Origin of the sequence: Amycolatopsis sp. MEPSY49, from assembly GCF_051337345.1 — a bacterium.
Lineage (GTDB): Bacteria > Actinomycetota > Actinomycetes > Mycobacteriales > Pseudonocardiaceae > Amycolatopsis.
This window is the reverse complement of the sequence record NZ_JBDLYJ010000004.1, coordinates 443,490-461,530: the sequence shown is the minus strand read 5'-3', so window position 1 is coordinate 461,530 and position 18,041 is coordinate 443,490. Positions and strand designations below refer to the sequence as shown.

General features: G+C 73.0%; 20 protein-coding genes. 7 read left to right on the top strand and 13 right to left on the bottom strand.

Features of this window, described 5'->3' with window-relative positions:
- Window positions 1-99: 99 nt before the first annotated feature.
- From ABFJ78_RS21670 to ABFJ78_RS21635, 8 genes are all read right to left on the bottom strand, one after another.
- Window positions 100-438: a hypothetical protein gene (locus ABFJ78_RS21670; RefSeq protein ID WP_436388164.1), complete on the bottom strand. Its 339-nt coding sequence runs from the start codon at window positions 436-438 to the stop codon at window positions 100-102.
- Complete coding sequence (locus ABFJ78_RS21665) at window positions 435-1,235, bottom strand: DUF692 domain-containing protein (RefSeq protein ID WP_436388163.1); 801 nt, start codon at window positions 1,233-1,235, stop codon at window positions 435-437. The genes ABFJ78_RS21670 and ABFJ78_RS21665 overlap by 4 nt, the downstream gene beginning before the upstream one ends.
- Window positions 1,228-2,142, bottom strand: a complete 915-nt coding sequence (locus ABFJ78_RS21660; protein ID WP_436388162.1) for a TIGR04222 domain-containing membrane protein — start codon at window positions 2,140-2,142, stop codon at window positions 1,228-1,230. The genes ABFJ78_RS21665 and ABFJ78_RS21660 overlap by 8 nt, the downstream gene beginning before the upstream one ends.
- A 66-nt stretch (window positions 2,143-2,208) precedes the next feature.
- Window positions 2,209-3,129 (bottom strand): TIGR04222 domain-containing membrane protein, encoded by a 921-nt coding sequence (locus ABFJ78_RS21655; RefSeq protein ID WP_436388161.1) that lies wholly within the window; start codon window positions 3,127-3,129, stop codon window positions 2,209-2,211.
- Window positions 3,130-3,218: 89 nt separating this feature from the next.
- The gene (gene msrB / locus ABFJ78_RS21650) at window positions 3,219-3,641 is read right to left on the bottom strand and encodes a peptide-methionine (R)-S-oxide reductase MsrB (RefSeq protein ID WP_436388160.1); all 423 of its coding nucleotides are present in this window, start codon (window positions 3,639-3,641) and stop codon (window positions 3,219-3,221) included.
- 19 nt (window positions 3,642-3,660) lie between these two features.
- Entirely contained in the window at window positions 3,661-3,966 is a 306-nt protein-coding gene (locus tag ABFJ78_RS21645; RefSeq protein ID WP_372668090.1) for a hypothetical protein, read from the bottom strand.
- 53 nt (window positions 3,967-4,019) lie between these two features.
- Complete coding sequence (locus ABFJ78_RS21640) at window positions 4,020-5,630, bottom strand: protein kinase domain-containing protein (RefSeq protein WP_436388159.1); 1,611 nt, start codon at window positions 5,628-5,630, stop codon at window positions 4,020-4,022.
- A 114-nt stretch (window positions 5,631-5,744) separates the two neighbouring features.
- Window positions 5,745-6,458: a TVP38/TMEM64 family protein gene (locus ABFJ78_RS21635; protein ID WP_436388158.1), complete on the bottom strand. Its 714-nt coding sequence runs from the start codon at window positions 6,456-6,458 to the stop codon at window positions 5,745-5,747.
- Between the two features lie 344 nt (window positions 6,459-6,802).
- On the opposite strand from ABFJ78_RS21635, the gene ABFJ78_RS21630 reads away from it, so the two are divergent.
- Complete coding sequence (locus ABFJ78_RS21630; RefSeq protein ID WP_436388157.1) at window positions 6,803-7,822, top strand: DNA polymerase domain-containing protein; 1,020 nt, start codon at window positions 6,803-6,805, stop codon at window positions 7,820-7,822.
- 3 nt (window positions 7,823-7,825) lie between these two features.
- On the opposite strand, the gene ABFJ78_RS21625 is transcribed toward ABFJ78_RS21630, so the two are convergent.
- Window positions 7,826-8,449, bottom strand: coding sequence for a hypothetical protein (locus ABFJ78_RS21625; protein ID WP_436388156.1), 624 nt, complete (start codon window positions 8,447-8,449; stop codon window positions 7,826-7,828).
- A gap of 328 nt (window positions 8,450-8,777) precedes the next feature.
- Between ABFJ78_RS21625 and ABFJ78_RS21620 the strand changes: the two genes are divergently transcribed.
- From ABFJ78_RS21620 to ABFJ78_RS21610, 3 genes are all read left to right on the top strand, one after another.
- On the top strand, window positions 8,778-9,170 hold the full coding sequence (locus ABFJ78_RS21620; RefSeq protein WP_436388155.1) for a DUF6221 family protein: 393 nt from the start codon (window positions 8,778-8,780) through the stop codon (window positions 9,168-9,170).
- Window positions 9,171-9,218: 48 nt separating this feature from the next.
- Window positions 9,219-10,184 carry an LLM class flavin-dependent oxidoreductase gene (locus ABFJ78_RS21615; protein WP_436388154.1) on the top strand — a complete coding sequence of 322 codons (966 nt, stop codon included), beginning with the start codon at window positions 9,219-9,221 and terminating at the stop codon, window positions 10,182-10,184.
- 216 nt (window positions 10,185-10,400) lie between these two features.
- Window positions 10,401-10,619 carry a S1 RNA-binding domain-containing protein gene (locus tag ABFJ78_RS21610; protein ID WP_436388153.1) on the top strand — a complete coding sequence of 73 codons (219 nt, stop codon included), beginning with the start codon at window positions 10,401-10,403 and terminating at the stop codon, window positions 10,617-10,619.
- 30 nt (window positions 10,620-10,649) lie between these two features.
- Here the strand turns inward: ABFJ78_RS21610 and ABFJ78_RS21605 are convergent, their stop codons facing one another.
- Both ABFJ78_RS21605 and ABFJ78_RS21600 read right to left on the bottom strand, forming a co-directional pair.
- Entirely contained in the window at window positions 10,650-11,306 is a 657-nt protein-coding gene (locus ABFJ78_RS21605) for a maleylpyruvate isomerase N-terminal domain-containing protein (RefSeq protein ID WP_436388152.1), read from the bottom strand.
- Between the two features lie 19 nt (window positions 11,307-11,325).
- Window positions 11,326-12,948: a PucR family transcriptional regulator gene (locus ABFJ78_RS21600; RefSeq protein WP_436388151.1), complete on the bottom strand. Its 1,623-nt coding sequence runs from the start codon at window positions 12,946-12,948 to the stop codon at window positions 11,326-11,328.
- Between the two features lie 124 nt (window positions 12,949-13,072).
- Between ABFJ78_RS21600 and pruA the strand changes: the two genes are divergently transcribed.
- Together pruA and ABFJ78_RS21590 are read left to right on the top strand one after the other, a co-directional pair.
- Window positions 13,073-14,713, top strand: a complete 1,641-nt coding sequence (pruA, locus tag ABFJ78_RS21595) for an L-glutamate gamma-semialdehyde dehydrogenase (RefSeq protein ID WP_436388150.1) — start codon at window positions 13,073-13,075, stop codon at window positions 14,711-14,713.
- 12 nt (window positions 14,714-14,725) lie between these two features.
- Entirely contained in the window at window positions 14,726-15,655 is a 930-nt protein-coding gene (locus ABFJ78_RS21590) for a proline dehydrogenase family protein (protein WP_436388149.1), read from the top strand.
- A gap of 48 nt (window positions 15,656-15,703) precedes the next feature.
- Here ABFJ78_RS21590 and trxA read toward each other — a convergent pair whose 3' ends face one another.
- Window positions 15,704-16,075 carry a thioredoxin gene (gene trxA, locus ABFJ78_RS21585; RefSeq protein WP_436388148.1) on the bottom strand — a complete coding sequence of 124 codons (372 nt, stop codon included), beginning with the start codon at window positions 16,073-16,075 and terminating at the stop codon, window positions 15,704-15,706.
- A gap of 85 nt (window positions 16,076-16,160) precedes the next feature.
- Here trxA and ABFJ78_RS21580 point away from each other — a divergent pair, with 85 nt between their 5' ends.
- Window positions 16,161-16,403, top strand: a complete 243-nt coding sequence (locus tag ABFJ78_RS21580) for a DUF2630 family protein (protein WP_372668071.1) — start codon at window positions 16,161-16,163, stop codon at window positions 16,401-16,403.
- 64 nt (window positions 16,404-16,467) lie between these two features.
- On the opposite strand, the gene ABFJ78_RS21575 is transcribed toward ABFJ78_RS21580, so the two are convergent.
- Complete coding sequence (locus ABFJ78_RS21575; RefSeq protein WP_436388423.1) at window positions 16,468-18,015, bottom strand: alpha/beta hydrolase; 1,548 nt, start codon at window positions 18,013-18,015, stop codon at window positions 16,468-16,470.
- Window positions 18,016-18,041 lie beyond the last annotated feature (26 nt).

Sequence of the window (18,041 nt, the reverse complement as noted above, 5' to 3'; positions counted from 1 at the left end):
GACGGAATCGCCGCGCCGGGCACGGTTGTCCACAAGGCGGCAGGCTTGTGGATTAGCGGCGCCGAGGCCGGGATATCAAGCTCCGCGCCGGTCTGTGGGTTACCGGCGCCGGAGTCGGGACACCAAGCCCCGCCGCGGTTTCGGCAGGTGCCCTTCCGCGATCAGCCACGTCACGAACTCGTCCGCGTACGCCCCCGAGCGCTCGGTGTCCCGCTTCGGCCGTCCCGCGGTGAACTCCGCGAACAGCGGCCCGAACCGGTCCCCGAGTGCCTCCGCCACCTCCGGCCGCTGGTACGCCAGCACCCGCCCGTGCTTGCGGCGCAACACGGACGCCTCCACCCGCAACCGCGCGGCGTCGAAGCCCGCCGGGGCCGGGCCGGAAGCCAGCAACGCCCGCAGCAGCTCCGCCTGCCGCGCCGCCAGCTCCGACCGGCTCACACCGTCACCGCCGCGCGCAGCGCCGCCAATTCCGCGGCCAGCTCCTCGTCCGTCGGGTAGTCGTCGTCGCGCTCCAGCAGCACTCCCGGCGGGTCCGTCCGGCGGCGCAGTTCCGCCAGCAGCGCCAGCACCTCCGGCAGCACCGGGTGGGCGTGCGTGTCGTGGTAGACGCCGTCGCGCTCGATGCCGCCCGCCATGTGCACGTACGCCAGCCGCTCCCACGGGATCCCGTCCAGGAACCGCACCGGGTCCGTGCCGATGTTGCGCGCGTTCGCGTACAGGTTCGCGACGTCGATGATCAGCCGGCAGTCCGTGCGTTCGGTCAGCTCGGTGAGGAACTGCTCTTCGGTCAGCTCGTTGTCCGGCCAGTCCAGCACCGCCGCGATGTTCTCCAGCGCGAACGGCACGTCCACAATGGACTGTGCGAGCCGGACGTTCGCCACCAGCACGTCCAGCGCCTCGCGCGTGCGGGGGAGCGGCATCAGGTGGCCCGAGTCGAGCCCGCCCGCGCGCACGAAGCACACGTGGTCGCTGACCAGCGGCGCGTCCACGGCCCGCGCGATCTCCGCGAGGTGCTGGACGCGCCCGGTGTCGAGCGGCTCGGCGCCGCCCAGCGACAGCGAAACCGCGTGCGGCAGCACCGGCATGCCCCGCTTGCGCAGCGCGACGAGGGTCTCGGGGAGGTGGTCGGCGTGCAGGTTCTCGGCGACCACCTCCACCCAGTCGACACCGGGCAGCCGGGCGATCGACAGGTCCAGCTCGTGCCGCCAGCCGATCCCGATGCCGAGCTCACCCACCGCACCCACCCCCACCGCACGAGGAACCGCACGACGAGCCGCTGCTGCACGACGAGCTCGAGCACGACGACCCGCTGCTGCACGAAGACCCACCGGACGAACCGCCGCCGCCGAAGGACGTCACCGGCGGGGCCAGCGCCGCGCTGAGCTCCTCGTCCGGGTACATCGCCCAGCCGCCGAGCGCGACCGCCGCCGCGGCGCCGCCGAGCAGCACGCCGCCCGCCAGCATCCCCGCCGGCAGCGGACCGCTCGACGCGGCCCGGGCCTGGCCGAGCACGTGGTGCCCCGCCGCCGAGGGCTGCCGCGGCCCGGTCTTGGACCGCCGGACCGCCGCCACGATCGTCAGCACGGCCGCGACCAGCACCAGGAACACCAGGATGCCGACCGGGCGGCCCAGCGAGATGCCGTTGACCAGCCGTGCCACGCCGAGCACCAGCACGGCCAGCTGCAGCACGAGCCCGAACGTCCGGGACTGGCGCTTCGCGGCCGCCGACGCCAGCAGCCCGCGCTGGTCGAGCCCCTCTTCCAGCGCCCGCATCGCCGCCGACTGACGGCCGTACGCCCGCAGCGTCGCCGTCGTCTTCAGCTGCGCCGCGTCGAAGACCGCCCGCTCCAGCGGTTCGGACGGCCGCGTCCCGGCCTGGCTGACCTGCTTGTAGCTGTTGACCCGCAGCTGGCCGCGCTCGACCAGCGCCGCGATCGCCGCGTCCACGGCCCGGTCGGGGCCGCCGGCGAGGAAGGCGAGCTGGTAGACGGTCGGCGGCGGGCCGGGCCGCTCGGTGTTCCCCCGCAACGCGCGGCTCGCGACGACCCCGGCCACGATGACCCGGACGAGCAGCACGGCGACGAGCAGTCCGATGTAGAGGACCACGAAATCCGGTCCGGAGATGCCCCACGGGTCGTCCATCGCCCGTCTCCCCTCAGTGAGTTGCGGTTACCGTAGCTGTGAGACGCGGCTGCTCGCGTCGGCGTTTCAACCGCCGCAGCCCCCGCCGCCACCCCCTCCGCAGCCGCCGCCCCCACCGCCACCGCAGGAGCTGCTGCCGCCACCGCACGAGCTGCCGCCGTAGTAGCCGACGGCGGCCCCGCCACCGGCGCCGGCGAAGCGGGTGCGGCGGCTGTGCGCCCGCGCGGCCGAGTGCCGCGCGGCCTGAGCGGCGGCCTGGGTGGCGGCCCGCCGGATGTCTTTGTCGGGGTGACCGCTGAGCCCGTGCGCCGCGACGGTGCCGGCCGGACCGGTCGTGAGCGTTCCGGCCCGGCGGGCCGCTTCGGCAGCCGCCGTGCCCGCGGCGGTGGCCTGCACCGCCGGCCGGTTGCGGGCCTTGACGGTGACGGCGATCGCGACGACGCTGCCCACGGCGAGCAGGCCCAGCAGGATCCCCACCGGGTGCCCGGTGCTCGACCCGGCGATCAGCCGAACCACGCCGACGACGAGTACGAGCCAATACGCCACCGCGGTGGCGACCCAAGTCGAACGCACCTTCCGCGGGTCGGCGAGCAGCCCGCGGCCGATCAGCGCGGCCTCGAGCTCGCGTGCGGTCTCGTGCTCGGCGGCGGCGTCGCACACCCGCTCGACCGACGTGCCGTGCTTGCCGATCCGGCTCACCGCTTCGCGGCCCACGGTGCCGGCGGTGGTGCCCTTGACCCGGCTCAGCCAGCCGTTGCCCGCCAGCCGGACGACCTGCTCGTCCAGCAGGTTGGCCACGACGTACTCGCCGAAGCGCCGCCGCCCGCCGGTCAGCACCGCCAGCTCTTCGGGTCCTTCCGGCGCTCCGCCCGCGCGGCCCCGCCGCAGGAGCGCCAGCCGGATCGCGGCGGACAGCGCCGGCAGGAGCAGCAGGCCCAGGTACAGGCCCGCGAACGCCGGTCCGGGAATGCCCCAGGTGTCGGTCATGAGTCCGCCCTCCCTCGTCCGTGTGCGGAGACTACGTTCGAGGAAGGGCGGCGGGTTGCTTGCTTAAGGAGGATTTAGGCTGCCGGCTTTTACTGCTCGGGCACCAGTTTCAGCGAAATCGAGTTGATGCAGTACCGCTGGTCGGTCGGGGTCGGGTAGCCCTCGCCCTCGAAGACGTGCCCGAGGTGGCTGTGACAGGAGGCGCAGAGGACCTCGATGCGCTTCATGCCCATGGTCCGGTCCTCACGCAGCAGCACGGCGTCGGAGTCGGCGGGGTCGTAGAACGATGGCCAGCCGCAGTGGCTGTCGAACTTCGTGTCGCTGCGGAACAGCTCGGCACCGCACGCGCGGCACTCGTAGACGCCGGTGGTCTTGGTGTCGGTGTACTCACCGGTGAACGGCCGTTCGGTGCCGGCCTGGCGGAGCACGGCGTACTCTTCCGGGCCCAGCTTCTCCCGCCATTCCTGCTCGGACTTCACGACGCGCGGGGTGGCTCCGACAACGGGTTTCATACCTTTCACCCGTTCCACGTTACGCCGCGAGCCACGCGAGGGCGTGCACGACGATGTCCCATGCGGCGACGATCACGCCGAGCACGATGAGCACGACGATGAGCGCCGACACCCAGTAGCGCAGCCCGCCGAGCCGGTTGCTGGAGTCGGCGAAGTCGGCCACGCCGTCCAGCGCGGCTTCGATCGTGTAGTTCGGCCCGGAACGTTCGATCCGGTCGAGGTGCTCGGCGAACGCGCGCGCCTCGGGGTCGTACGGGTCCAGGCCGACCAGGTCCTCGTGGAAGCGAGGATTCTGGCCCGGCAGCGCAGCTCCGTCGTCGGCCATACCTCCACGGTAGGCCATCGGTGCCCGCGAACCCACCAGCGGCGCGTTAAGTCTCAGTAGCCCGACCCGGGCGAACCCTGCGCGCCGAGGCGGGTGTCGGCGTCGATGAGCATCTGGCCTCCGACCATCACGATCCGGTAGCCATTGCGCGTGCCGTTGACCGTGAGGTTCATGGTGATCGAACCGTCGGCGTTCGAGCCGCCGCTGTCGGCACGGGCGCTCTGGTAGCTCGAGACCTTGTTGTTCGCCCAGTACTCGGCGAACTGCTGCTCGCTGCCGTACACCTGCTGCGCCGCCGGGGTCAGCTTCGACCAGCCGCCCGCGGGGTTGTCGTAGAAGGCCGTGATCGCCCGGCCGGCGGCACCGAAATCGGTGATCTTGCCTTCGGGGACGGTCCTGCCGAGGCCCGCGGGCACGTTCGAGGCACTGCCCGAACCGGTGGCCTTGGGCGTGCTCTGCCCCGCGGTCGGCTGGTTGCCCGAAGACTGGGCGTTCGAGGTGCCGCCCGTGCCGCCGCTGCCCGAGTTCAGCACCAGGAAGACGATGACCGCGACCACGACGACCGCGGCGCCGCCCCCGGCGAGCAGCGCGTACTTGCGCTTGTTGTCCGGCTTCGGGGCGTTCGACGAGTACTGGGGTGCCCTGGCCGTCGGCGCGGCCGCGGGCATCGGTCTGGGCGGGGTGTTCGGCGGCGCGGCGGGCGAGCGCATCGGCATGAACGCCGCGGTCGGGCGCGGCGGGTTGGACGCCGCCTTGTTCGCCGGCACCGGCGTGCCGACCGGCGGCGACGAGGGCGCCTTCTGGTCGGTGCGCTGCCACGGCGGGCGCTCGCCGCCGTCGGCGGGCGCGGCGGGCTTGCGGCCCCCGCCGCCCGACAGCAGCGGCGGCGACGCCGACATGCCGCCCGGCTCGGTGCGGGCCAGCGCGGCCAGCCGCTCGCGCGCCTCGGCCATGCTGGGCCGCTCGCCCGGCTCGCTGCGCAGCAGGCTCATCAGCAGCGCGGTGGCCGCGCCCGCCTGCACCGGCGGGTTGATCTGGCCGTTCGCGGCCGCGTAGAGCAGCGCGAGCTGATTGGTCGTGTTGCCGTACGGCGTGGTGCCCTCGATCGCCTGGTAGAGGGTCGCGCCGAGGGCGAAGACGTCGGAGCTGGGTACCGGGTCGGCGCCGCGGGCCAGCTCGGGCGCCAGGTAGGCGGGGGTGCCGCCGATCAGTCCGGTGGCGGTGAGCGTCATGTCGCCCGCCGCGCGCGAGATGCCGAAGTCGGTGATCTTCGCGGTGCCGGTCTCGTCGATCAGGATGTTGCCCGGCTTGACGTCGCGGTGGACGATCCCGGCGCGGTGCGCGGCCACCAGCGCGGACGCGACCTGCTCGCCGATCCGGGCGACGCGCCCGAGCGGGAGCGTGCCCTCCTCGGCGAGGATCGTGGAGAGGCTGGGCCCGTCGAGGTACTCCATCACCAGGCACGGGTCGCCGTTGTGCTCGGCGATGTCGAACACGACGATCGCGTTCGGGTGCTGGAACCGGGCCGCGTTCTTCGCCTCGCGCATGGCGCGCTGGCGCATGTTGTCGCGTTCGGTCTCGGAGACGCCCGGCTGCGGGAGGATCTGCTTGATCGCGACGGTGCGCTCGAGGCGCACGTCGGTCGCGCGCCACACGACTCCCATGGCACCGCTACCAATGTGCTCGACGAGGCGGTAGTGCCCCGCGATCAGCTGACCGGTGTCGATGGCGGCTGCTCCTGACGAAATTCCCGGTGATGGTGGCCCTGCTCAGCGCGTTTACGCTTCGCGCACCCGATCGAGTGTAGCGGTCGGCCCTGTGCTGTTCGCGTCAGCCAGCAGGTCCGGCGGACCCGGTTCGGCCGGTGCCCGCTTCTTGAACACCTTGACCAGCCCGATCGCCCCGGCCAGCGCGAACACGCCGTAGCAGGCGAGCAGCGCGGGCGGCGTGTCGCCGGTCAGGGCGTCGCCGAGGACGACCACGGCGACGGTGCCGGGCACGCTCCCGAGCAGCGTACCGGCCAGGTAGGGGACGAGCCGCACCGAGGACACCCCGCAGAGGTAGCTGAAGGGCGCGAACGGCACGATCGGGATCAGCCGCAGCGACGTGATCGCGAGGACGCCGCCGCCGGAGAGCCGGTCGTTCACGGTCCGCACGGCCGACCGGTGCAGGTGCCGGGTGACCAGGTCCCGGCCGAGCAGCCGCGCCAGCCCGAAGGAGAGGCCGGCCGCGACGGTGGTGGCGGCCAGGCCGATGGCGATCCCGGCGGCGGTGCCGACCAGCAGGCCGGCGGCGAGGTTGAAGACGGTGCGCGGGATCGGCGCGACGGTGAGCAGCGAGTAGGCGGCGAAGAGCACGAGCGGGGTGGCGGGCCCGGTGGCGGCGGCCCAGGCGCGCAGCTCGGCAGGCCCGGGGATCGGCAGCAGCACCGCGGCGGCCGCGAAGAGGGCGACGACGGCGAGCGCGACGATCAGCTTGGTGCGGCCGGACACCCGCTCCAGCCTACCGGTCGGGTCCGCCGCGCTCGCCGGGTGCCGGGAGGGGGTCATCCACGCGCCGGGACGACGTGAATGACTCATTCATGTCGTCCGGTGACAGGGTCCCGGCAAAGTCGGGTCAGCGCGGCCGATCCGGTCGCCCGCATGTCATGAACGGGTCGTTCACCTCGTCAGACGACATGAACGACCCTTTCATGACATTGCCGCGACGCCGGGCAGACCGCGCGGCCACGACTTTGCCGGGACGCTGTCGTCCGGTGACGTGAATGACTCATTCATGTCACCGGGCGGGCATGTTCGCGGGCGCTCCGGTGCGCGATCACCGCTAGCGTGGCCGCATGCCCAAGCACGGTGACCCGGTCGAGTACGAGGTGGGCGGGCGCACCGTCCGCGTCTCGAGCCCGGACAAGGTGTACTTCCCCCAGCGCGGCATCACCAAGCGGCAGGTCGTCGAGCACTACATCGCGGTCGGCGGGCCGCTGCTGCGCGCGATCGGCGAGCGGCCGACGACGCTGAAGCGCTACGTCGACGGCGTCGAGGGCGAGTGGTTCTACGCCAAGCGAGTCCCGAAGGGGGCGCCGGCGTGGCTGGAGACGGCCGAGATCACGTTCCCGTCGGGCCGCAAGGCGGCCGAGGTGTGCCCGACCGAGCCGGCGGTGTTCGCGTGGGCGGCCAACCTGGGGACGTTCGACTTCCACCCGTGGCCGGTCCGCCGTCCCGACGTCGACCACCCGGACGAGCTGCGCATCGACGTCGACCCGCCGGACCGCGCCGGCTTCGCGGACGCGGTCGAGGTGGCGCTGGTGGTCCGCGAGGTACTGGCGGACGCGGGGCTGACGAGCTACCCGAAGACGTCCGGCGGCCGCGGGGTCCACGTGCTGGTCCGGATCCGCCCGGAGTGGGACTTCGTCGAGGTCCGCCACGCGGTGATCGCGCTGGGCCGCGAGGTGGCGCGGCGCATCCCGGACAAGGCGACGATCGCGTGGTGGAAGGAGGAGCGGGAGGGGCGCGTGTTCCTGGACTACAACCAGGCGGCGCGCGACCGGACGGTGGCGTCGAGCTGGTCGGTCCGCGGCACCCCGCGCGCGACGGTGTCGACGCCGCTGACGTGGGACCTGCTGCCGGAGGTCGACGCGGACGACTTCGACGTGCTGACGATCCCGGCGTTCCTGGAGTCCCACGGCGACCTGCACGCGGGGATGGACGCCGAGGCGTTCGGCCTGGAGACGGCGCTGGAGTGGTACGAGCGGGACCTGCGCGACCACGGGCTGGGGGACATGCCGTACCCGCCGGACTATCCCAAGATGCCGGGGGAGCCCAAGCGGGTCCAGCCCAGCAAGGCGCGCCCGGAGGCCTGACCGTCACGGCTTGCGGCAGCTCACCGAGGTCACGGTCGCCTTCGGCGCGACCTTGGTGTTCTTGGTGCTCATCGCCGTGCGGTCGACGCGGTACGACGTGCCGCCCTGCGCGTAGGCCGTCTCGATCAGTTCTCCGGAGCTGTCGCCGGAGATGCTGTAGGTGATGTCGCACTCCCAGAGCAGGGTGCTCGCGCCGAGGGCGTTCAGCTTCGGTTCGACGACGACGTTGCACCCGGCCGAGCCGAAGCACTGCTTGGAGACGACCGCCAGGTCGACGGAGTAGTCCTTCGCCGTCGGCTCGGGGAGGGCCGGCTCGGTCGTGGTCGGTGCGACGAGGGCCGGGATCGAGGGGCTGGTGGTCGCGGGCGCGGCGGCGTCGCGCGGCCGGACCGCGCCGTCTGCGGAGACCCAGGTCCCGCCGGGGCCGACGCACGGGGCGGTCTGCGACTTGTCGACGCACGGGCTCGAGGCCGCCTTGCCCACGGCGATCGCCAGCACGACACCCGCCGCGACCGCGGAGACGACGAGCGCCGCGCCGAGCACCCACGGCCACTTCCGGCGCGGCGGCGCGGGCGCGGGCAGCGGGGCGTAGGGCATCGGCGGGCCGGGCGGGACGGGAACGGACATGGCTGCCTCCGTGGCTCTTGTGCCCGGGACAGACGCCACGACCGGGTTCGGTGTTACTCAGCGGCAGCGGGATTCCCTCGATCGGGACCCCGTGTAATCACCGCCACAACCGTGCCGCGCGCCACTTCCGGGGGCCCGGAAACCAATCGGAACGTCACCACGGAAAACGGGGAGTGATCACGCCGCTGCCCGCTGTCGCCTTTCGGGTCACAAATCCCGCACGGCCGCTCCTGTGGTCTCGACCACCGCCACGATCGGCGTAACGTGCGGTCCCGAATCGACGACTCCTCGACGACATGTCCTGGGGCGAGTTCGAGGGAGGCCCTTCGTGGACGACCTGATCGCATTCCTCGCCGCGCGCGTCGGCGCGCGGCAGGCGTTGATCATGCAGGCCGTCAACAAGGCGAAGGCCGGCGAGGCGATGAACCGCGGCGAGACCAAGGTCGCCGTCGAGCAGAAGATTCGTGGGATGACCGATCTGGAGCTCGACGTCGTCAACCAGATGATCAACGAGATCGAGGCCACGCGTCGGATCCTGCTCGCCCACCGCACCACCGTGTCGGAGAAGGTCCCCGGTTTTCCGCTCTACGGCAGCGAATACTGGTGTGAGACCTGCCACGTGCCCGCCGACGAGGCCGGCTCCAACTGGTGCCTCACCCTGCGCCTGCTGGCCCTGCCCTACGCCGACCACCCGGAGTACAGCGAGCGCTGGCGTCCCTGACGGGAATCCCGGCGCACGGCGGGCGTTGCACCCGGCGTGAGGTTTTCCGTGCTCGATCGCTCGCCCGTCCGCACGCACGGCGGGACCGCGCGGGCGCTGCGGGACACCGTCGCCTTCGCCGGCGACGTCGAACGGCTGGGCTACCACCGGTTCTGGGTTTCCGAACACCACAGCGTGCCCGGGGTCGCCGGGTCCGCGCCGACCGTCCTGGCCGCCGCCGTCGCGAGCGCGACGAGCCGGATCCGCGTCGGCACCGGGGGCGTCATGCTGCCGAACCACCGGCCGCTGGTCGTCGCCGAGCAGTTCGGCGTCTTGGAAGCGCTGTACCCCGGCCGGATCGACATGGGACTGGGCCGGTCGGTCGGCTTCACCGCCGGCGTCCGCGACGCGCTCGGCCACGGCAAGGAAGCGGCTGACGACTTCGGCGCCCAGGTGCGGGAACTGCTCGGGTTCTTCTCGGGCGAGCGCCCCGGCGTCCACGCCTACCCGGCCGAGGGGCTGCGCGTGCCGCCGTTCCTGCTGGCCACCGGGTCCGGCGCCGACCTCGCCGCCGAGCTCGGGCTGCCGCTGGTGATCGCGCCCGTCCGTGGCGAACGCGCGCTCGCCGAAGCCGTGACGCGCTACCGCGACGGCTTCCGGCCGTCCGGGTGGGCGCGCGAGCCGTACGTCGTGGTGTCGTCGGCGATCGCCGTGGCGGACTCGGCGGCCGACGCGCGCCGCCTGCTCGTGTCGGAGGCCTGGGCGACGGTGTATTCGCGCTCCCACGGCGTCTTCCCACCGCTGTCGCCGCCCGCGGAGGTCCTGGCGCTGCCGATGACCGACCGCGAGCGAAGGCGCCTCGAGGAGACCTTGGACGGTCAGATTTCCGGCACCCCGGCCGAAGTCGGGGACCGGCTCGGCGCATTGATCGACGCCGCGGGCGCCGACGAGGTTTTGGTGACGACGGCCGCCTACGACCAATCCGCGCGCCTGGATTCGCTCGTGCGGTTGGCCGATCTGCACGCCCTTGTGTGAGCCGATTTCCCGATAGCCGGATATCGCGTCGGAGAATTACCGGTGGTGCAATTCCGCGTTTCGGCGATACGGTTTCCGGTATGACTGCCGGGTCGGCCTCGAGCCGTGAGCAGACGGGGTACCCGGCTGTGCCGTGACCTCCGGGCGGGCCCGTGGCCCGCCGCCTCCCGCACGTTCGCCAAGTCCGGAACGTGCGCGGGAAGGAGGTGAAACCGCATGTCCCCTTGGCAGGAGTTCGTCGCCGCCCACCGCGAGGGCGGGGTGCTCGACGGCGTCGTGGCGCGGGCGGTGCCGTTCGGCGCGTTCGTCGAAGTGGCGCCGGGCGTGCACGGCCTGCTCGTGACCGACCGCGTCCCCGAGCAGGGCAGCCGGGTGACGGTCCGCATCGAAGCCATCGACGTGGAACGGCGCCGGTTCAGCCTGGTGCGGGCCTGAGGTGAGCCGGGTGGGGCAGGGCGCCCTGCCTCACCCGAGCACGAATGGCACCCGCGCGGCCAGGTCGCCCAGCGCGTCGCGCTCGGCGTCCGTGGGGGCGCGGCGGCCGGTCGCCACCAGTAGCACGTCCGTGTCCGGGAACGACGCCGGGAACGCCGTGCCCGCGATCTTCTCCACCAGCGAACGCGTCTCCGCCAGGCCCTCCGCCGGCGGCCCCGGAACCGAGGTCACGTGGGCCACCAGGTCGAGGTGGTGCAGCGTCCACTCCAGCACGTACGCCGACAGGTAGTCGCCCGCCGTCAGCACCATGTCCTGCGTCGACACCCGCATCCCGGGGTCCGCCAGCCCGGCCGCGCGGCCCGCCGCCGCGCCCACGTCGTCGAGGTGGAACTTCAGCAGCGCCGGATCCTCGTACGCCGCCGCCAGGCGGACGATCAGCGCGTCCAGGGGATCGTCGCCGGTGGGCGGTTCGGACGACACCGCCCAGTACGTCACCGCGTCGTGCGTGACCGCCGCCGACGCGGGCGTCACCAGCGTGATCAGCACGTCCTGCGCGTCGATCACCAGGTGGCACACCAGGTCCCGGACCAGCCACCCTCGGCAGCCCGACGGCTTCGCGAAGTCGGAGTCGGGAAGAGCGGCGACCGCGGCACGCAGCGCCGCCCACGTGCGCGAAAAGAGATCCACGCCGGCGAAGCTAGCAGGGTCACAGCCTCAGCTGCAGCTGAGTAAGAATCCGCTGGGCCGGGTCGTCGAAGTCCACTCCGGACACTTCGGCCGCCCGCCGGACGCGGTAGCGGACCGTGTTCGGGTGGATGTTCAGCACCCGGGCCGCCGCGCGGACGTCGCCGAACGCGTCGAGCCAGGCCAGGACCGCCGGGACCAGGATGCCGCCGTGCTCGGTGTCGTGCGCCACGAGCGAAACCAGCCGCGGGTCGCGGATGCGGGGCTGCCCGCCCAGGAACGCCAGCACCTCCGACAGCAGGACTTCGGCGCGGACGTCGGCCAGTGAGGCGACGTCGGCGGCCCAGTGCCCGCGGGCCATCGCCGCCAGGACGCGGTCGGCGTCGCCCCGGGACGCGGCCGCGTCGGACAGGCGCGGTACGACGCCGCCCAGCGCCGCCCGCACCGGGACGTCCAGGTGGCGGCGCGCGGTGCCGGTGATTTCGCGCGCCAGGGCCAGCACCGCCGCGTCCGAGTGCTCGGGCAGGTCCGGCAGCAGCGCGTAGACGCGGCCGCCGATCACGCTCACCAGCGCGCTGCGCCGGTAGGCCGCCGTGTGCACCGCGATCAGGTGCACCAGCTCGGCGCGCCGTAGCTGCCGGTTGTCCGAGCGCCCCACCGGCTTTTGGGGGGTCCAGGGGGGCTTGCCCCCCGGCTGGGGGCCGGGGCTCGGCCCCGGAAAACTCAGCGAGAACGCCAGCACCTGGGCCGGCCGCGCGGGGTCGGCGCCGATGTCGTCCGCGACGGACTCCGCGTCCAGCCGCCCTTCCAGGAGGCTCGCGAGGAGGTCCTCCCGCAGCCGCAGTTCCGGGCTCGGCAGCGTGCGGGCGCGGATCAGCTGCGGCGCCAGGGCGCGGCTGGCGCCGAGCAGGGCCGTCTCGGCGCGTTCGGTGAGCGGCTGTGCGCCCTCCTGGACCCAGATCGTGCCGAGCGGCTGCTTGCCCGCGTGGATGCCGGCCGCGATGCGCCGGCGGATGCCCAGCTCGGGGCGCTCGTCGATCCGCACGATCCCTTCGCCGGCGCGAAGCCGCTGGTAGACGCCCCATTCGCGCAGCATCGCCAGGTACCGTTCCGGGCCTTCGCGGCCGAGGATGGACAGCCGCCGCAGCTCGTCGACCTCGTCGCCGGCGCGCGAATACGCGAGGACGCGGTTCGCGGTGTCCTCGATGCTGACCAGGCCGCCGGTGAGCGTCGCGATGGTCTGGGCGAGGGCGAACAGGTCGCCGAGGACCTCGCCGCTGGCCGCCTCGCCGCCCGCGCGGGCCGCGTCGACGACCCCGCGGGCCAGCGACTCCACCTGCTCCCAGCGCGCCTCCGCGCCGACCGTCAGCAGCGCGACCCCCGCGTCGGCGGCGACGTCGGCGCCCGTCGCGCCCTTGACCGCCACGGCGGCCGCGCCGCCGCGCCCGGCCGCGCGGATCGCGGGGGCCGCCGCCCGGCCGCGCGCGCCGATCACCAGCACGAGGTCGCCGGGGGAGGCCTCCAGGGGGTCCTCGGGGTCGAGGATCACGACGTCGGCGACCGGGACGCCGAGCCCGTGCGGGGCCACGACGACCTCGACGAGCGGCTCGCCGAGCGTTGCCAGGACATGGCGCAGCGAGGTCACGGCGGGGTTATCCGATCGGCCAAGATCATACGAGCGATTTTAGCCGTTCGAACAAGCCGCCACGACGTGTCCGGAGTTACCGTTCGGGGCATCAAGGACGTAGAGGAAAGGCAGAGGAGCCGCCGTGGACGCCGTGACCCAGACCCCCGCCCCGAAGAACGAGCCGGTGCTCACGTACGCGCCGGGCAGCGCTGAGCGCGCCGAACTCGAGGGTGCGCTCAAGCGGCTGGGCCAGGCGGAACCCGTCGACCTCACGGTCACCGTCGGGGGCGAGCAGCGCCCCGGCGGAGGCGAGAAGATCGACGTCGTCCAGCCGCACAACCACCGGCACGTCCTCGGCACCATCCGCAGCGCCACCCAGCAGGACGCGACCGACGCCATCGCGGCCGCCGCGAAGGCCGCGCCCGAGTGGCGCGCGCTGTCCTACGACGACCGCGCCGCGATCCTGCTGCGCGCCGCCGACCTGCTCACCGGCAAGTGGCGCGCCACCCTCAACGCCGCCACCATGCTCGGCCAGTCCAAGACCGCGACCCAGGCCGAGATCGACTCCGCCTGCGAGCTCGCCGACTTCTGGCGCTTCAACGTCGAGTTCGGCCGCCGCGTGCTCACCGAGCAGCCGGTCAGCTCGCCGGGCGTGTGGAACCGAATGGAGCACCGGCCCCTCGAGGGCTTCGTCTACGCGATCACGCCGTTCAACTTCACCGCGATCGCCGGCAACCTGCCGACCGCGCCCGCGCTGATGGGCAACACGGTCCTGTGGAAGCCGTCGCCGACGCAGTCGTTCGCCGCGCACCTGACCATGCGGCTGCTGGAAGAGGCGGGCATGCCGCCGGGCGTCATCAACCTGCTGCCGGGCGACGGCAAGGCCGTCTCCGAGGTCGCCCTGACCCACCGCGACCTGGCCGGCATCCACTTCACCGGCTCGACCGCGACGTTCCAGCACCTGTGGGCCACGGTCGGCGCGAACATCGCGGGCTACCGCTCGTACCCGCGGCTGGTCGGCGAGACCGGCGGCAAGGACTTCGTGCTCGCGCACCCGTCGGCCGACGTCGACGTCCTGCGCACCGCGCTGGTCCGCGGCGCCTTCGAGTACCAGGGCCAGAAGTGCTCCGCCGCTTCGCGTGCGTACATCCCGCGCAGCGTGTGGGCGAAGCTGAAGGACGGCCTGGTTTCCGAGACCGAGGCGCTGTCCTACGGCGACGTCACCGACCTGTCGCACTTCGGCGGCGCGGTCATCGACGCCCGGGCGTTCGCGAAGCACACCAACCTCTTCGAGAGCGTGAAGAACGACGCCTCGGTCGAGGTCCTCACCGGTGGCACCGCCGACGACAGCGTCGGGTACTTCGTCAAGCCGACCATCCTCGTCTCGGACAACCCGAAGCACGAGATCTTCTCGACCGAGTACTTCGGCCCGATCCTGTCGGTGCACGTCTACGAGGACAGCGGTAGTGACACCGCCTTCGACTCCGTTTTGCGGCTCGTCGACGAGACCGCCGCGTACGCGCTGACCGGCGCGGTCATCGCCAACGACCGCACGGCCGTCGCGAAGGCGGCCGAAGCGCTGCGGTTCGCCGCCGGCAACTTCTACGTCAACGACAAGCCGACCGGCGCCGTCGTCGGCCAGCAGCCGTTCGGCGGCGCGCGGGCCTCGGGCACCAACGACAAGGCGGGCTCGATCTTCAACCTGCAGCGCTGGACGAGCCCCCGCTCGATCAAGGAGACGTTCGTGCCGCCGACCTCCGTGCGCTACCCGCACCAGGGCTGAGGAGGACCCGCCATGTTGCGTGCCCCGTTGCTCGCCGCCGCTCGCTCCCGCAGGATCCGGGCGCTCGTCGAAGCCGTGCCCGCCACGCGGTCCGTGGTGCGCCGGTTCGTGGCCGGGTCCGAGACCGCCGACGCCGTCCGCGTGGCCCGGGAACTGGCCGCGGACGGCCGGCGGATCACCCTCGACCACCTCGGTGAGGACACCACCGACGCCGCGCAGGCGGCGGCGACCGTCGCGGCCTACGAAGCCGTGTTGTCGGCGCTGGCGGCCGAAGGGCTGGCCGAAGGTGCCGACGTCTCGGTGAAGCTGTCGGCGGTCGGACAGTTCCTGCCGTCGAACGGCGAGGACGTCGCCTTGGAGAACGCGCGGAAGATCTGCGCGGCGGCCGAGGCGGTCGGCGCCACCGTGACGCTGGACATGGAGGACCACACCACGACGGACTCGACGCTCGGCATCCTGCGCGAGCTGCGCGGCGAGTACCCGTGGGTGGGCGCGGTGCTGCAGGCGTACCTGCGGCGCACCGAGCAGGACTGCCGGGAGCTGTCCGGCCCGGGCTCGCGCGTGCGGCTGTGCAAGGGCGCGTACGCCGAGCCGGAGTCGGTGGCGTTCCAGGGGAAGTCCGAAGTGGACAAGTCTTACGTCCGCTGCCTGCGTGTCCTGATGGCCGGCCAGGGCTATCCGATGGTGGCCTCGCACGACCCGCGGATGATCGAGATCGCCGCCGCGCTCGCCGAGGAGAACGGCCGCAAGGACGACGACCACGAGTTCCAGATGCTCTACGGCATCCGGCCGGAGGAGCAGGCGCGGATCGCGGCGTCGGGTGCGCGCATGCGCGTCTACGTGCCCTACGGCGACGAGTGGTACGGCTACTTCATGAGGCGGCTGGCCGAGCGGCCGGCGAACCTGGCGTTCTTCCTGCGCGGGCTCGCGACTCGCTCCTGAACACGACGAAGGCCGCCCCGCGGGGCGGCCTTCGTCATGTGGTGGTGGTCAGGCCTGTTCGGCCTCGGCTTCGGCGGCCTTGCGCTTGACCTCGGCCATGTCGACCTCGCGAGCCTGCTTGATGAGCTCTTCGAGGGCGGGCTCGGGCAGCGCGCCGGGCTGGGCGTAGATCAGCGTCTTGTCGCGGATGATGGCCAGCGTCGGGATGGAGCGGACGTCGAAGGCGGCGGCGAGCTGCTGCTGCGCTTCGGTGTCGACGCTCGCGAACACGATGTCGTCGTGCTTCTCGGACGCCTTCTCGTAGACCGGCGCGAACTGGCGGCACGGCCCGCACCAGCTCGCCCAGAAGTCGATCAGGACGAAATCATGGTCGTCAACCGTCTGGTCGAAGTTCTCGGCAGTCAGCTCAACGGTGCTCATGCCCTGGTCAACGACGTGGCCCCGGCGGGAATTCCCGGGGCCGGGGTAGCGTCTGCACCCGAGCACCCGTGAAGAGGAGGAACAGATGGCCGACGGCGAAATCCTGGGCCGGATCGACGAGCTGATCGCGGAGGAGCACGAACTCCGGTCGCGCTCGGTCGGCGTGGGGCTGAGCGGCGGCGACAAGGACCGCCTCACCGCGGTCGAGCAGCAGCTCGACCAGTGCTGGGACCTGCTCCGCCAGCGGCGCGCGAAGTCGGAGTTCCACGAGAACCCGGACGACGCGCAGGCCCGCCCGGTCTCCGAAGTGGAGTCCTACCGCCAGTGACCGGCTGAAGGGGCACCTTCCTTGCCTGTGGGGTGAGGAAGGTGCCCTTCAGCATGCCGTGGGGTCAGGCGGGGCAGAGGGTGCCGTCCACCGGGACCTTGCCGTCCACCAGGAACGCGCGCGCCGCCTCCGTGACGCACGGGGAGGTCCCCACCGCGCCGTGACCCGCGCCCTGCCACGTGATCGTCACCGCCGTCGGCATCTGGTCCGCCGCCCGGGTGCTGCCCACCTGCGGGGTCAGCGGGTCGGCCGCGGTGGCCGTCACCAGGATCGGGGGCGCTCCCGTCGCGCCCGCCGGGGGCAGCGGCTCGGTGCGGACCGGCCACGGCCCGCACCACGCCAGCTGCTGCGCGACGACCGTGCCGAACTGCGGGTACTTCGCCCGCATCCCGGCCGCGACCTGGTCGAGCTGGTCGGCCGAGAGCCGCGTCTGGCTGTCGTTGCAGCGGGTCGCGATCGTCGCGTCGAGGCGGGACGGCTGTGCGCGCGTGTCGTGCAGCGCCGGTGACGCGAACGCCGCCAACGGCGTGATGTTCCCGCCCCGCGCCGCCGTGATCGCGTCGGCCAGCTCCGGCCAACGCGAGCGCTGCGAAAGCCCCGAGTAGACCGCGTACATCGCCACTCCCGGCCCGAACGCGACGGCGTCTTCGGTCATCGGGGGCGCGGCCCGCAGCTGCTGGGTGAGCGCCGTCAGGGCCGCCTTCGGGTCGCCGAGGGCGCACTTGCGGGCCGCGCAGTCCGCGGCGAACGCGTCCAACGTCGTCTGGGCGCCGGCGGCGACCGCGTCCAGCACCGCCGCGGTGTCCGGGCCCGGGTCCGGGACGCCGTCGAGCACCATCCGGCCGACCTGGCCGGGGAAGCGCACCGCGTACTCGGACAGCAGCTTCGAGCCGTCGCCGCGGCCGAGCGCGTTGAGCCGGTCCGAGCCCAGCGCCTTCCGCAGCTCCTCCAGGTCGCCCGCGCCGCGCCAGCTGTCCAGCGCGGTCTGGGAGTCGTCCAGCTCGATCGCGCACTGCTGCCCGGCCTTGCGCGCCGCGTCCAGGACGTCCTGCAGGTCGCCCTGGCCCGGGTCGGCGTCGATCAGGTCGTGCCGGATGTCCGGCGGCACGCACTGGACGGGAGCCGAGAGCCCGGTGCCGCGGCGGTCCAGGCCGATCAGCGAGAACTTCGCCAGGAACGCCGGCGGCAGCGTCGCGGCCAGCCGCGCGGCGTACACCGTGCCGGGGTCGCCGTCGACGTCGTTGACCACGACCAGCGGGATCGGCCCGGTGCCGACCTTCAGCGCCAGCAGCCGCACCACCGACCGCCGGGCCTCGCCGGGCGCGTCGAGCGGCGTGGTGACCCGGGCGCAGGTGAAGTGCAGGCTGTCCGGCACGGGCGGGGTGCCGATCCGCTGCCGGGTGTCGTCGTCGCAGTCGGCCCACCGCAGCGACGGCGACTGCGGCTCGGCCAGCGGCGGCAGCGGCACCGGCGGGGTGCCGGTGGGCGACGCGGCCGTCGTCTTGCCGTCGTTCTCGACCAGCGCCGGGCGGACCGACGGCCCCGCGGCGCAGCCCGCGGCGGAGGCCAGGGCGAGCAGCGCGACCAGGAGACGGGTACGGCGGCGGCGCACGGGCGAGGTCCTCACGTCGATCAAGG

Bases quoted from the DNA above. Each gene is read 5' to 3' on its own strand.
- msrB (WP_436388160.1), bottom strand. From the start codon at position 3,641: ATGAAACCCGTTGTCGGAGCCACCCCGCGCGTCGTGAAGTCCGAGCAG.
- ABFJ78_RS21655 (WP_436388161.1), bottom strand. From the start codon at position 3,129: ATGACCGACACCTGGGGCATTCCCGGACCGGCGTTCGCGGGCCTGTAC.
- trxA (WP_436388148.1), bottom strand. From the start codon at position 16,075: ATGAGCACCGTTGAGCTGACTGCCGAGAACTTCGACCAGACGGTTGAC.
- ABFJ78_RS21610 (WP_436388153.1), top strand. From the start codon at position 10,401: ATGTCCCCTTGGCAGGAGTTCGTCGCCGCCCACCGCGAGGGCGGGGTG.
- ABFJ78_RS21590 (WP_436388149.1), top strand. From the start codon at position 14,726: ATGTTGCGTGCCCCGTTGCTCGCCGCCGCTCGCTCCCGCAGGATCCGG.
- ABFJ78_RS21580 (WP_372668071.1), top strand. From the start codon at position 16,161: ATGGCCGACGGCGAAATCCTGGGCCGGATCGACGAGCTGATCGCGGAG.
- ABFJ78_RS21630 (WP_436388157.1), top strand. From the start codon at position 6,803: ATGCCCAAGCACGGTGACCCGGTCGAGTACGAGGTGGGCGGGCGCACC.
- ABFJ78_RS21660 (WP_436388162.1), bottom strand. From the start codon at position 2,142: ATGGACGACCCGTGGGGCATCTCCGGACCGGATTTCGTGGTCCTCTAC.
- ABFJ78_RS21640 (WP_436388159.1), bottom strand. From the start codon at position 5,630: ATGGGAGTCGTGTGGCGCGCGACCGACGTGCGCCTCGAGCGCACCGTC.
- ABFJ78_RS21645 (WP_372668090.1), bottom strand. From the start codon at position 3,966: ATGGCCGACGACGGAGCTGCGCTGCCGGGCCAGAATCCTCGCTTCCAC.
- ABFJ78_RS21625 (WP_436388156.1), bottom strand. From the start codon at position 8,449: ATGTCCGTTCCCGTCCCGCCCGGCCCGCCGATGCCCTACGCCCCGCTG.